14 protein-coding genes are annotated in these 12,470 nt (G+C 62.6%); 4 read left to right on the top strand and 10 right to left on the bottom strand.

Translation table 11 applies throughout. The features are described 5' to 3' along the window. Window positions 1-32: 32 nt before the first annotated feature. The 4 genes from LB554_RS04605 to LB554_RS04620 all read right to left on the bottom strand — a co-directional run bounded on the left by LB554_RS04605 (window position 33) and on the right by LB554_RS04620 (window position 4,140). Entirely contained in the window at window positions 33-1,127 is a 1,095-nt protein-coding gene (locus LB554_RS04605; RefSeq protein ID WP_263485730.1) for a nickel/cobalt transporter, read from the bottom strand. A 77-nt stretch (window positions 1,128-1,204) separates the two neighbouring features. Beyond that, window positions 1,205-1,873: a DUF1007 family protein gene (locus LB554_RS04610; RefSeq protein ID WP_140619413.1), complete on the bottom strand. Its 669-nt coding sequence runs from the start codon at window positions 1,871-1,873 to the stop codon at window positions 1,205-1,207. Window positions 1,874-2,040: 167 nt separating this feature from the next. Then, complete coding sequence (locus tag LB554_RS04615) at window positions 2,041-2,940, bottom strand: LysR family transcriptional regulator (protein ID WP_015315874.1); 900 nt, start codon at window positions 2,938-2,940, stop codon at window positions 2,041-2,043. A gap of 3 nt (window positions 2,941-2,943) precedes the next feature. Beyond that, window positions 2,944-4,140: an amidase gene (locus tag LB554_RS04620; protein ID WP_224583329.1), complete on the bottom strand. Its 1,197-nt coding sequence runs from the start codon at window positions 4,138-4,140 to the stop codon at window positions 2,944-2,946. A 541-nt stretch (window positions 4,141-4,681) separates the two neighbouring features. On the opposite strand from LB554_RS04620, the gene odc2 reads away from it, so the two are divergent. Both odc2 and LB554_RS04630 read left to right on the top strand, forming a co-directional pair. Next, window positions 4,682-5,815 carry an ornithine/lysine decarboxylase gene (gene odc2, locus LB554_RS04625; RefSeq protein WP_224583331.1) on the top strand — a complete coding sequence of 378 codons (1,134 nt, stop codon included), beginning with the start codon at window positions 4,682-4,684 and terminating at the stop codon, window positions 5,813-5,815. Between the two features lie 98 nt (window positions 5,816-5,913). After that, on the top strand, window positions 5,914-6,483 hold the full coding sequence (locus LB554_RS04630) for a GNAT family N-acetyltransferase (protein WP_224583333.1): 570 nt from the start codon (window positions 5,914-5,916) through the stop codon (window positions 6,481-6,483). A gap of 90 nt (window positions 6,484-6,573) precedes the next feature. On the opposite strand, the gene LB554_RS04635 is transcribed toward LB554_RS04630, so the two are convergent. The 5 genes from LB554_RS04635 to LB554_RS04655 all read right to left on the bottom strand — a co-directional run bounded on the left by LB554_RS04635 (window position 6,574) and on the right by LB554_RS04655 (window position 10,707). After that, on the bottom strand, window positions 6,574-6,858 hold the full coding sequence (locus LB554_RS04635; protein ID WP_140661803.1) for an SCP2 sterol-binding domain-containing protein: 285 nt from the start codon (window positions 6,856-6,858) through the stop codon (window positions 6,574-6,576). 186 nt (window positions 6,859-7,044) lie between these two features. Continuing rightward, a complete protein-coding gene (locus LB554_RS04640) occupies window positions 7,045-7,566 on the bottom strand; it encodes a hypothetical protein (protein WP_015315879.1) in 522 nt (173 codons plus the stop codon). Window positions 7,567-7,595: 29 nt separating this feature from the next. Continuing rightward, complete coding sequence (locus tag LB554_RS04645; protein ID WP_140713433.1) at window positions 7,596-8,021, bottom strand: hypothetical protein; 426 nt, start codon at window positions 8,019-8,021, stop codon at window positions 7,596-7,598. 13 nt (window positions 8,022-8,034) lie between these two features. After that, on the bottom strand, window positions 8,035-8,607 hold the full coding sequence (locus LB554_RS04650; RefSeq protein ID WP_224583335.1) for a rod-binding protein: 573 nt from the start codon (window positions 8,605-8,607) through the stop codon (window positions 8,035-8,037). Window positions 8,608-8,727: 120 nt separating this feature from the next. Continuing rightward, complete coding sequence (locus LB554_RS04655) at window positions 8,728-10,707, bottom strand: BTAD domain-containing putative transcriptional regulator (RefSeq protein WP_224583337.1); 1,980 nt, start codon at window positions 10,705-10,707, stop codon at window positions 8,728-8,730. A gap of 150 nt (window positions 10,708-10,857) precedes the next feature. Between LB554_RS04655 and LB554_RS04660 the strand changes: the two genes are divergently transcribed. Both LB554_RS04660 and LB554_RS04665 read left to right on the top strand, forming a co-directional pair. Continuing rightward, window positions 10,858-11,142 carry a hypothetical protein gene (locus LB554_RS04660; RefSeq protein ID WP_181171431.1) on the top strand — a complete coding sequence of 95 codons (285 nt, stop codon included), beginning with the start codon at window positions 10,858-10,860 and terminating at the stop codon, window positions 11,140-11,142. A 43-nt stretch (window positions 11,143-11,185) separates the two neighbouring features. Further along, window positions 11,186-12,055, top strand: coding sequence for a DUF1194 domain-containing protein (locus LB554_RS04665; protein ID WP_140619424.1), 870 nt, complete (start codon window positions 11,186-11,188; stop codon window positions 12,053-12,055). 30 nt (window positions 12,056-12,085) lie between these two features. Here the strand turns inward: LB554_RS04665 and LB554_RS04670 are convergent, their stop codons facing one another. Beyond that, entirely contained in the window at window positions 12,086-12,469 is a 384-nt protein-coding gene (locus tag LB554_RS04670) for a hypothetical protein (RefSeq protein WP_140619426.1), read from the bottom strand. Window position 12,470 lies beyond the last annotated feature (1 nt).

Genomic DNA, 12,470 nt, shown 5'->3' on the forward strand with positions numbered 1-12,470 from the left:
GTGCCTATCCCATTCCAACGGAATGGTAGGGTCTAAACGCTGCCCGTCAGGCTCGCGGACAGCAGCAGCAGTCCGAACAGGAAGACGAAGGCAGCGCCGCCGATCTCGACGATCGAGTGGATGCGGTTGCCCATGCGGCCGTCGCCGGCGAAATACACCGCCCAGTTCTTGGCGGTCACCGCGAGTGTGGCCAGGGCCGAGACGGTGATCGCGGTTCCGATCGACATTGCCAGCACCGACAGCAGGCCGCCGAGCCAGAGCCCGTTGAGCAGCGCGAAGCTGAGAACGATCAACGCACCGGAGCAAGGGCGGATGCCGACGGCGGCCACCGCCGACCAGGCGGTGCGCCAATCGAAGCGGTCACCCGACAGCAGCGCCGGATCAGGTGCATGCGAGTGGCCACAGGTGTCGCAGACCTCGCCGCTGGCGTGGTCGTGATGCGCATGATCATGCGCGCCATGGCCGTAATGATCGTGCGAATGGCCATGCCCATGGTCGTGATCGTCAAGCGCGTGCAGTGCGTGGGAATGAGCGTGCGCCGCATGGTTGTGAGCGCCATGCGAATGGCCGGCATGGGAATGACCGGCGTGAGCCGCCGACAGGCTGTAGGCCGGGCCCTTGCCAAACAGGCGCAGGACGGCTGGGCCGAGCTTGCGCCACAAAAGCCAGGCGCCAAAGAGGGTGACCAGGGCAAAGCTCATGATCTCCATGAACCAGGCCGCATCGGTCATCGAGATGGTGGTGCCGCGCAGGACGAAATAGGCCAGCAGCATCACCAGGATCGCCGTCAGGCCCTGCAGCAGCGCCGAGACGAAGGACAATAGGATGCCGCGCTTCAGCGCCACTTCGTTGGCCACCATATAAGACGAGATCACCGCCTTGCCGTGGCCGGGGCCGGCGGCGTGGAAAATGCCATAGGCGAAGGACAGGCCGATGAGTATCCAGATCTTGCTGTTGTCCTGGCGCATTGCCTTCATGGCGGTCGCCAGCGCGCGGTAGAATTCCTGCTGCCTCAGATTGATCCACATCAGGATATGGGCGAACGGACCGGTGGTGGGTGCCATGCCGTCATTGACGCCGATGCCGAGCGAACTCTGGGCGTGCGCGGCATTGGCGAAATCCATCATGGCAAAGGCAAGGGCCAACAGGCCGACTGCCAAACGCAGGGACGGTTTCGAACAGTTCCCGATCGGGTTCACCGGATCTATCCTTCTGGCTGACAGGTCAGTTCGAGTTTGGTGGCAAAGATCTTGCTCATGTCGGTGCCTGTCGGATCGTTGAAGAAGGCATCCGTCAGGGTCTTCTGGTTTTCCTTGATCGCTTCGTCCGGGTCCGGCCGGACGACCTTGCTCGTGCAGTTCGACGGCAGGCCCTCGACGGTGATGTTGGAATCCTCGGTGAAGTCGATCGCCGTGTAGAAGGTCGGATCGTAGACGCCGATGTCGATCGTGCCGGACAGCTTGATCGGCGCCTTCGGTTCGGATTCAAACAGGATGATCAACTGGTCGTTGTCGAAATTGGCCATCAGATGCGGCGGCGGCGTCATCGCCACGTCCTTGCCGTCCTGCGTGACGAGCTGGAAATAATTGAACTCGGCCAGCGAGGCATGGACGGTGTCGGCGACCTCCTTCAGCTCCTTGTCGTCAAGCTTCAGGTCGGAGTTCTTGTCGAACTCCATCATCACCGTGCTCGAAAACAGATCGTCGAAGCGCCACAGATGACGCAACGCTTTCACACTTTGGTGATCCGGGGACAGGACCACGTCGAGGCGCGCCTCGGCGAAGACGTGCGGATGCACCTCGGCCGGTCCTGTCGCGGCAAAGATCGCCGCCAAGGCCGAGGCCAGCATGATTGCGTGCCGTTTCAGATGCATTCGCGGTAGCGATTCCCTTGGCTTTCGAGAGCGTGGTCGAAGGTTACCAGAAAGGGGGCGAAATTGGGACTGCGGGCGCATGTCACCCAAAAGTGCGCGAGGCTTTGGATAGCGCCACGCATGCAGGAGAGCTCAAAAGCGTGCGGTATCCGGGCTGCTGGGGCAGGTCAGGCGCTCTCGCGCGTCCTGAACCACTGCACCAGGAAATCGACGAAAACGCGCACCTTCGCCGGAAGGTAACGGCGATGCGGATAGACGGCGAAGATGCCGCCGCCCGACAGGATGCGGTCGTCGAGCACCGCCACCAATTGGCCGCTCTTGAGGTCTGGGGCGGCGATGAAATCCGGCAGGATGCAAAATCCAAGCCCCGACAAGGCCGCGGCGCGCGCCGCCATCGGGCTGTTGACCTCGATCGGGCCGGAGACGGCGATGCTTACCGGATCGCCATTGTCGCCCTTGAAGGGCCAGTTGTTCAGTCCGCGGCCATTGGTGTCGACGATGCAGGGCATGTGGCCGAGATCCTGCGGTCGTGTCGGCATGCCATGCTTGGCGATCAGTTCTGGAGAGCCGCAGAGCTTGATCGAAAACGGCGCCAGCCGCCTGGCGATCAGCGACGAGTTTTCCAGCCGCGAGATGCGCACGGCAAGGTCGAAGCCTTCCTCGACCAGATCGACGAAGCGGTCGTCGAGCTGGATGTCGAGCACGATGTCGGGATACTGCTTGGCGAAGTCGATCAGCGACTGGCCAATCGGCGCGTCGGCGAAGGTGCGCGGCGCCGACAGCTTGATGCGGCCGCGCACGTCGCCGGAGGACTCGCGCACGGCGTCGGCCAGGCTATCGACCTCGCGCACGATTTCCGAGGCGCGGCGGTAGTAGGTGTGGCCGGCCTCGGTCATCGAGAACTGGCGCGTGGTGCGGTTCAGCAGCAGAGCGCCGAGCTCGTCCTCCAGCTCGCGCACATATTTCGACAGCAGCGCCTTGGAGCGGCCGATCTTGCGCGCCGCCGCCGAAAAGCCTTCGGCCTCGACGACGTCGATGAAGGCGCGCATGCGGGTCAGTGTGTCCATTGTTCAGGCTCTTTGTGCTGCGTCGAGAAGTTTTCGGCCGAGCCGTATCAGGGCAATGTCGCTGCCGGAAGGGCCAAGCAGCGACAGGCCGAACGGAGCGCCGGCGACCGAGCCGATCGGCAAGGTGATCTGCGGAAAGCCGGAGAGCCCGGCCAGGCATAGAAGATGGAGCGCGCGTTCGCGGTAGGCCTGGAATTGCTCCGGTGTGCTGTCGACATAGGGTGCCGGACCCGGCACCGTCGGCAGGACAAGGAAGCCGTCCTTGCCAAGCAAGGCGCTGAGTTCGCCGCGAAAGGTCAGCCGGCGCACCTTCTCGGCCTGTGCTGTCCGGTCGTCGACCGCACGGCCAAAGCCGAACCGTTCCTCGACGCCGGGCCCGAGCTCGCGCTCCCCGCTGGTGATCCATTCGCCATGCACTGTCCAGGCCTCCTTGGCCTGCAGGCGGCGAAAGCACCAGTAGAGTTCGTCCGGGGACGAGCTGAAGCGCGTCGCTGGCGTCGCCGGCGTGCCGAACACCGTGCCCACCAGCGCCTTCATTCCGGCATATTCGGCGGCCGCCGGCCGGGCGACCATCTCGTCCAGCCAGCCGAGCGCCAGCGGGCGGTCCAGGGAATGCTGGTGCGGATCGCGGCCAAGCAACAGCTTGCCGACAGTCTCATAGGTTTCGATGTCGTCGGCGAACCAGCCGAACGTGTCGAGACTCGGCGCCAGTTGCATGGTGCCGTCGAGGGAAATGCGGCCATGCGTGGTGCGCAGCCCGATCAGCCCGCAGAAACTCGCCGGCGCGCGGATCGAACCCCCGGTGTCGGACCCCGTGGCGATGTGGGCCAACCTGCCCGCCACCGCCGCCGCCGACCCCGACGACGAGCCTCCGGTGACACGGTCGGGAGCCGCGGGGTTCACCGGAAACGGAAAATGCGCGTTCTGGCCGAACAGAGCAAAGGCCAGTTCGTCGGTCTGCGTCTTGCCGATGAAGCGCGCACCGGCGTCGAGAATTGCCTGCACGGCCGGCGCCGTGCGCGAAGCGGCGTGGCCATTGGCGAATTTCTGCAAATTGCCGCAACCGGTGCGGTAGCCGGCAACGTCGTAAATATCCTTGACCGCCAGCCGCAGGCCGGCCAGGGGTCCAAGTTCGGCATGCGCCACCGGCATCTGGCGAAGGTCGAGAAAGGCGTTGAAAGGGCCGTGCGTGCCTGTCATCGTTCGATATCCGTATACGGTTGGCCAACATTGTTCGATGGCAGAAATTTTACAACCTGCGATAAGATTTTTATTGATTGTGAAATGCTTCGCTCTTATATCGCGCTTGCCCAAAGTCGCACGTGCCTGTGGGTGTCCGCCGATCCTCGAATGGTGAGGGAAATCGGTAAGGTAACTGGAGCTAACCCCTCCAGTCGGTTTAGCGGCCAACCGCCAGACCGAGGACACCTTGAAGCAACGACGGTGCGGGCCTTTCTGGTTCTCTGCCGGTTGTCCAAAGACCGGGGTTACTGAAGAGGCACACCTTCATTGCCGGCAGTGCGGAACGGGGTTCTCCCAATCCAAGCCAAGGCAGACAAAGCGAACCGAAGCCGGGCAAGGCTAAGGTTCATCGCCGCGAGACGGCGTTTCATGGTTCCGGGGTCTCCACCGGCTGGTTCCATGGATTTTCCGTCCCGCCTTTGTTTGACCGCGTGTTCGCGAGGCCGACAGCCCGCGCCCGCACCCTTGTGCGCGCCGAAAGGCGCGATGGAGAAACCCGATGGCCACACAGCGCATCCTCGACTTCCTCGCCACCCGACGTCCGTCCGGCCCCTGCCTCGTCGTCGACCTCGACGTCGTGCGCGACAATTTCCGCGCCTTCGAGAGGGCTCTGCCCGATTCCAAGATCTATTATGCGGTGAAAGCAAACCCGGCGCCGGAAATCCTGCGCCTGCTTGCTGCGATGGGCTCGTCCTTCGACACCGCTTCCGTTGCCGAAGTCGAGATGGCGATGGACGCCGGTGCGCCGGCGGACCGCATCTCCTTCGGCAACACCATCAAGAAGGAGCGTGACATCGCACGCGCCTACCAGCTCGGCATCCGGCTGTTCGCGGTCGATTGCGTCGAGGAAGTCGAGAAGATCGCGCGCGCCGCTCCAGGCTCCCGCGTGTTCTGCCGCGTGCTGACCGATGGCGAGGGCGCCGAGTGGCCGCTGTCGCGCAAGTTCGGCTGCGTGCCCGACATGGCCGTCGACGTGCTGCGCCATGCCAGGGGCCTCGGCCTCGACGCCCATGGCGTGTCGTTCCATGTCGGCTCGCAGCAGACCGACCTGACCGCGTGGGACCGTGCTCTGGCCGACGCCAAGAAGGTGTTCGCGACGCTCGCGGAAGAAGGCATCGTGCTCAAGATGGTCAATATGGGCGGCGGCTTCCCGACGCGCTATTTGCGTGACGTGCCGGCGGCCCAGGCCTATGGCCAGGCGATCTTCTCGGCGCTGCGCAAGCACTTCGGCAACGCCATTCCCGAGACGATCATCGAGCCGGGCCGCGGCATGGTCGGCAATGCCGGCGTCATCAAGTCGGAAGTCGTGCTGATCTCGAAGAAGGCCGACAACGACAATGTGCGCTGGGTGTTCCTCGACATCGGCAAGTTCGGCGGTCTGGCCGAGACGATGGACGAGGCGATCCGCTATCCCCTCGTCACCCGCCATGACGGCAGCGAGACCGCGCCTTGCGTGCTCGCCGGCCCGACCTGCGATTCGGCCGACGTGATGTACGAGAAGACGCCCTATCCGCTGCCCTTGTCGCTGACCATCGGCGACGAGGTGCTGATTGAAGGCACCGGCGCCTACACGACCACCTACTCGGCGGTCGCCTTCAACGGCTTCGAGCCTCTCCGATCCTACGTGATCTGACGGCTCATTAGAGCTGTTCAGATCATCCCAGGTGGGCGCCCGTCGCCCACTTGGGCTCGCCTGTGGAACATATCTCCGCTCGTGAAGGGATCGCGGAAATGGAAATGTCAGTCGAATTCGTAGCTCATGCGCCGGCCTTCGCCATGGTCGCCGAAACCACTGCCGACGTGGCGGCGCGCGAAGCCTTGCTCGATCGCGCCATGGGGCCGAAGCGCAAGACCAAATCATCGGAGAAGCTGCGCCGCGGCCGCCGGCCCTCGGAGGGGCTTGCCTTCGTCGCACGCGATGCCTCGGGCGGCGTGGCCGGCACCGTGCGGCTATGGGATGTCACGCTGGGCGAGGGCGGTCCGCCAGCGCTGCTGCTTGGCCCGCTCGCCGTCGACCCATCGCTCAAGAGTGCCGGCATCGGCTCGGCGCTGATGCGGCATGCCATCGCGGAAGCCGCGCGCCTCGGCCACGCTGCGATCCTGCTGGTTGGAGACGAGCCTTACTATGGCCGCTTCGGCTTTTCGGCCGCCAGGACCGGGGCGCTCGCCATGCCGGGGCCTTACGAACGGCACCGTCTGCTGGCCTTGGAACTGGTGGAGGGCGTGCTTGACGGCGCCAGGGGCACGCTGAAGGCGTCCGGCCGCAAGCTCAAGGCACAGGCGCCGACCTTGGCCGCATGAGGCCTTAAGCGCGACTGCCCTTCAAACGAAACGCCGCCTGAAAAGGCGGCGTTTCGTTTACCTCGAAATCGCTTCTGGCGGCCGCGCCTGTCAACCGATCAACTGGCTCAGCGCCATGGCGACGGTCATGTCGCCTTCGACCTTTATCTTGCCGGTCATGAACGCCATGGTCGGGTTCAGGTCGCCCGCGATCAGCGAATCCAGATCGTCGAGCGACAGCTTGATGGTGCAGTCGGCGGGAGCGTCCGTGGTCGAGACGGCCGCGCCGTCGATGACGATGACGCCGTCGCTGCCGGTGTCGAACTTCACGGAACGGTCGAAGCCGCTGCTGGCCACGCGCGACTTGATCTTCTCGGCTATATCCTGAACGCTCACGCTGTTCTCCCTGTCTGGTTGCATCTGTCACGCTACGCACTTCGGTCCAGCCGAAGTTCATGCGGCATCACTGGCGATCATGATCGCTGCCGCATATAGCTTCGGATTGACGTTTACGTCAACGCGAATTGCAGGGATTGGCCCCAACGCCGACTGCTCTAGGGCCACCGGCACCGGGCCGATGGCTTAGTGCGCGCTGACCGGCTTGGGAGTCTCGGTCGCCTGGGTGCTGGCATCCTGCCGCCGACGCAGCCAGTTGTCGCGGATCTCATCCTTGCTCAGGAAATTGACCTGGTCGATCAGGACCTCATGGACCAGGGTTGCGCCGACCCGGGTGTTGATCGTGTCGCGGATCGCGGCGCGAAAGGCATCGAGGTCGAGCGTCGCCTTCTTGGTGAAGTCGATCTGGGGGTTGGCGTAGAGGTAGGTGTAGACCTGGTCGGTGATGAGCGCCTCGGCCGGGATCGACAGCTTCTTTATCTGCTCCGGCTCGACGGTGTAGACGAGCTTGGCCAGAAAATAGCCGTCGATCTTGGAGTCGTGGATCAGCGGCACCGAAATGATGTCGGTCTTGACGTAGTCCAGCCCGCCCAGCATCGGCTTGGGTTTCTCACCGACGCCCTGTTCACCGGCGGCCTGGAACGAATAGAACACCGCGCCGAGCGTGGCGGCGCAGATCCAGACCGCTATGGCGATGACCTTGATCATTTTGAACGCGAGCTCGGCATTGCCGCGCTCTAACCTTTCATCCTGCCGAACTCGCCGGCGGAGTAGGTGCCGTCGGTCTCGGCGCGCTGGATGGCACTGCGCAGCAGGCTGGCGACCTCGTTGACGGCGCTCAGATGCGCCAGGATAGCGGCTTCGTTCTTCGCCAGCTTCTGGCGCAGCCGGGTCAGGCCCTCGCGGTGCTGCTCGAGGAATTCGGCTTCGCTGCCGCCCTTCATGGCCCGGGTCAGCTCGTAGAGATAGCGGCTCTTGCGGGCGTTCGACGCCTTGAGGTCATAGCTTGTATCGCTGCGGATGCCGGCGGTCTCTTCCTCGACCACCTCCTCGATGCGGCCGATGATGGCGGCAAGGTTTCCAGGCCGCGCGAAAGGAGTCGGTGCCTCCGACGCGGTGGTGCGCGCGGGCAGCTTGGCGGTGAATTCCGAAGAGTCGGCCATGTGTTTCCCAGTCCTAGATCTTGATGTCTGTTTTTTTGGTTGTCTCGTCGCCGGTCATCGACTTGGCGGCTTTGCGCTGCAGCTCCTGGACGAGCGACGCGGACAGGCGGGTCTGCTGATCGATCTCGGTTTTTTCCGGCCCATTCGAGATCGGGCCGATCGGAATCTTGCGCTTGCCGTCCATGTAGTGGTCGGCGAGCAGCGACTTGGCGATGCCGATGCCGCCGCGGTCAGCCATGACGTCGGCGACACGCTCGGCGAGCTGCGATTTCCACATGTCGCCTGCGAGACCCGTGCCATAGACGCCCTCGGTGTCCTTGGGCAGCATGTTCTGGATGAAGGTCTGCAGGACCATCGCCTCGAACTTCTTGAACTTCTTGGCCGGGTCGGCTGTTGCGGCGGCCTTGTCCGCCGTCGCGCGCGACAGGATCGAGCCGGCATCGATCGAAGCCGCGGTGTCGACCGAAAACGTGCCGGCGACGCTGCCGGCGCGCTTGGTCAGCGCGGCGCGGGCAGCCTCGATATCCATCGGATCGGCAGCTCGGACGACATCCATCACGATGTCGCTGGGTGGAGAAATCGCCAAGAAGGTCCGCCTTTTGCCGGGTTTCCTTAGCCAGGACCATGCCTCAACAAGCTTGTGGCAGGCTTGCGGAGGCGGGCTTGATCTGGTTTCTCCGGGTCCAAGCCGTCTAGCCACCTTCCGTCAGGAAGCAGGAAGGCCAGCTCTCGACAGCATTTCGAGGAATCTCGCGTGATGATGATCCTTCACATAGCGAGGCACAAAGCCGGGGCAGACATTGCCCAGGTTGAGATGAGGAAGTTGTGACAGGCAATGGTGTATGGCCCTAGAGGCTTCTTCGTTGTTTCCGGTCGCCGACGCGGACGCGGCCCAGTAAAGGGCGCCGCGAACAAATCCCGGCTTTGTCCTGACCACCCTGCGGGCAACTTCGAGCGCCCGCCGATCGTCGCCGCCCGCAAACAGTGCGACAACCAAGCCATGATGACGCCAGAAATCGATGACGTCATGCGTTCCGAGCCGGATTGCCTCGTTCGCCTCACGCACTGCTTCGTTTACCTCTCCGCGCAATGCCAACAGCATCGAAATGTCGCCGTGGCCGGTCGGATAGCTTGGATTGAGACTGATCGCGTGCTGGCATTCGGCGATCGCTTCGTCGATGCGGCCACAGCTTTCGAGCGCGAATGACAGGATGCAGCGGGCGATTTCGTCGTCAGGCACCGCCCGTACCGCCGCCGCCGCAAGCTCGACCGCCCGCTCGATCTGGCCCGGCTCCCTGGGTAACGAGCCGAACGCCACGCCCATTGAAATTATAATCGAGAGCGTCCGCTTCGCACGCGCGTTGTCGGCGCCTATGGAGACAGCTTTCTCGGCAAGTTCTAGCCCGATCAGAAGCGAGTCCCGGGTCATCTCAAAATACTTCATCAAAGCTTCGTTCACCAACCTGCGCACTTCGGGGGGACCAGGCGGACTCTTGTCGCGGACTTTCCAGTTGGTCAGTTGAAGGTCGAGGATCACGGCCAAGACAACAGACTGTGCGATCCTGTCCTGGAATTCGAGCGCATTCTCGGACTGCCCGTCGAACTTCTGGGCCCAGACGTTGTGGCCGCCAGCGGCATCGACAAGCTGGATGTTCACCCTCAGCCCATTGCCCGATCTCTGGACGCTGCCGCTAAGCACGTATCGCGCACGGAGCGTTCCCGGGATCTTGGTTCCTTCGGCACCACTTTTCTCCGCAGGCGGCTGTGCGGAGAGCACGACGTAATCGGCCACCTCGGAAAGAGCCGTGGTGATGTCCTGCATGAGCCCCTTGGAGAAAAAGTCGTCGCCTTGCTTTCCGGTCAGATTGATGAAGTCGGCAACGCTGATCGATGGGCGCCCGTGGCGCTGGTTGGCTGGAACAGTATTTGCCGACTGTGTATTCGACGCCGTATCGGTAGACAGCATGGATTGCCAAAGCGCTCGCGTTTCCGGGCCGACCTCGACCCCGAATTCTTTCTTCAACATGCTTCTGCAAACTTCGTATGTCCTGATCGCCCTGTCGCGTTGACCCGACGCAAGCAGTAATTCCATCTTGAGCCGATAGGCCTCTTCCCGCGTCGGTTCCATGACGAGAACGCGATCGACCAGTATGATTCCGGTTTCCGTGTCAACGAGACGGGCCAATTTTTCGAAAGCTTCAAGTGCGCGGCTCAGCAATCTGTCGCGTTCGGATGTGACCCAGCCATCGAACCCATCGCTTCCCAGATAAAACCCGTCGAGGAACGGCCCGTTGTAGTTCGCCAGAGCCTTTTCGAGTTCCGGCACAGAACGGGCCGTGAGGCCTGCTTCGAACTCGTCCACGTCAACCCGAACCGCGTCTGGCGTGAGGCCAATCGATTCCCCGCGGGAATGGATAAGATTCACGCCTGCCCGCGATAAATCCCGGCGCAGAATACTGAGGGTTTGCCTCAGACTGTTGCGGGAGTGTTCGCTATCGCTGTCACTCCAGAATAGATCAGCCAGCCTCTCCCGTGTCGCTGCCATGCCTGGAGACCGGGACAGATAAGCGATGATCGCAGGCCCTCGTTTTCCTGTCAGCCGGAGCGAATCCGCCATGGCATTTTCGATCCTGAAACCACCGAAGAGTGAGATTCTATTTGTCTCGTCCTTATCTTCATTTTGCATTTGCTCTCCCCGCCTGACGAAATTCTAACTCAAAACTAACGCTTCGCAAACAGTAGCGGCCCACCCTCAAGCGCTGCCGTGATGCAGGATTGTCTAGGTCCGGCGAGTTAGGGGGCCGAGTCATCAAGAACTTGGCTTGAGGGGTGCCGGGTGTCTGAGATCAGAGCCAATTTGCTGCTGCTGTTGGCGGCCGCTATATGGGGCCTCGCCTGGCCCGATCCCTTCCGTAGTGCAGTGCTCGCCAGCCGGTTGCCGGCAATGCTAGCGACAACCGTAGCCCTCGGGGGGACCTTCCCGCGGGTCTGGTTGGGCGAGTCCTTCGCGGCGCTCGCCATGCAACTGAGTTTGCTGGGCTGTTACCTTCTATGGACCAAGGCGGATCTGCTGCTGCTCGGCGCGCGGAGCAAGGTTCTTCGCGAGATTTCCACATGTTGAAAAGTAACTGTTTGAGAATGCCCGTCTTGAGGTGGAGAATGACATGTTGGGTAGTATGCATCGGGGCGTAGGTGCCCTGTCCGTAGCGGCCTCTTTTCGCGAGCAGGCGTGCGCGATATGCAGGGGTACCCTGATATCGGGGACAGAGCGGTCAGCCGAAGGGCCAGCAAAGCGTGCCGGCCTATTTTTGGCGCTGGTGGGGACACTTGGAGCTTCGGTGGTTTGGGCGCCGCAGGCCTGGGCGGCCAACGTCGATGTTGCCGTAGTATTCGCTGTCGATTTCTCATCCTCGGTCGATCCAAAGGTCGCCGATCTACAGCGCGAAGGTCATGCTGCGGCACTTACTTCTCCAGAGATCATCGCCGCCATCGCGCGCAATTACGTCGGCTGCATCAGCGTTGCCTACTTTGAGTGGTCAAGTCCCGGACACTCACGCGTCGTGCTGCCGTGGACAAACATCTGCGGGCTGGAAGACGCCAGAGCGGCCGCATCGGTGATCAGCAAGAAAGGAGATACCGGCTTCGCCCGTCGGGGGCGGAGCGGAACGTCCGTATCGTCGGCTATTGATGTCGGTGCCCTTCTGCTCGACCAGTTTCCGGGAACGGCAGCAAAGAAAGTAATCGACATCTCAGCCAACGGCGAGAATAATGATGGGCTTCCTGTCCAGCCGAGCAGGCTGAACGCCGTTGCCAAGGGGTATACAATCAACGCGATTGCCATTCCAACGCAGGATGAGGATCCCGATCAACCGTTGGCATCCTATTTTGCCAAATCGGTCATTGGCGGCTCCCAAGCCTTCGTTATAACGCCGAAGGGACCGAGTGACTATGTGATGGCCCTTCGCCGCAAGCTGGTTACGGAAGTAAGCATGGACGTTAGCCGGCAGGCGGATGGACTCTCTACGCAACATTGATGAGTTCGGGCAACGTTCCGGCTCCGCCAATTACTCCTGTCCCCGCTTCTGCGCGATCAGGTCCAGCCGCTCGCGGTCTGATCTCTCGCGCTCGTCGCGGTTGCGCAGGTCCCTGTAGGCGCGCTCGACCATGTTCGTGCGGGCGGTTGCCGCGGCGATGAGGGCGGCTTCTTGTCTCGCGCCTTCCAGGCTCTCCTCCTGGCGCACGACGGCCTGGGCGATGCGGCGATGATAGAGATCGGGGAACAGGCTAGAGAGGGAATTGTCCTGGTCGAAATGGCCGATCAATTCGCGGGCCTCGGTCTCGGCGGCGCTTGCCGCGGCGACGAAGGTGGCGTGGCGGGTTTCGTGCAGGGCTTTCAGCTGTCCCTGCACCTTGACCAGTTTCCTCAGACGATCCTTGCGCGTGCTCATG

The organism is Mesorhizobium sp. CO1-1-11, assembly GCF_020164995.1.
GTDB classification, from domain to species: domain Bacteria; phylum Pseudomonadota; class Alphaproteobacteria; order Rhizobiales; family Rhizobiaceae; genus Mesorhizobium; species Mesorhizobium australicum.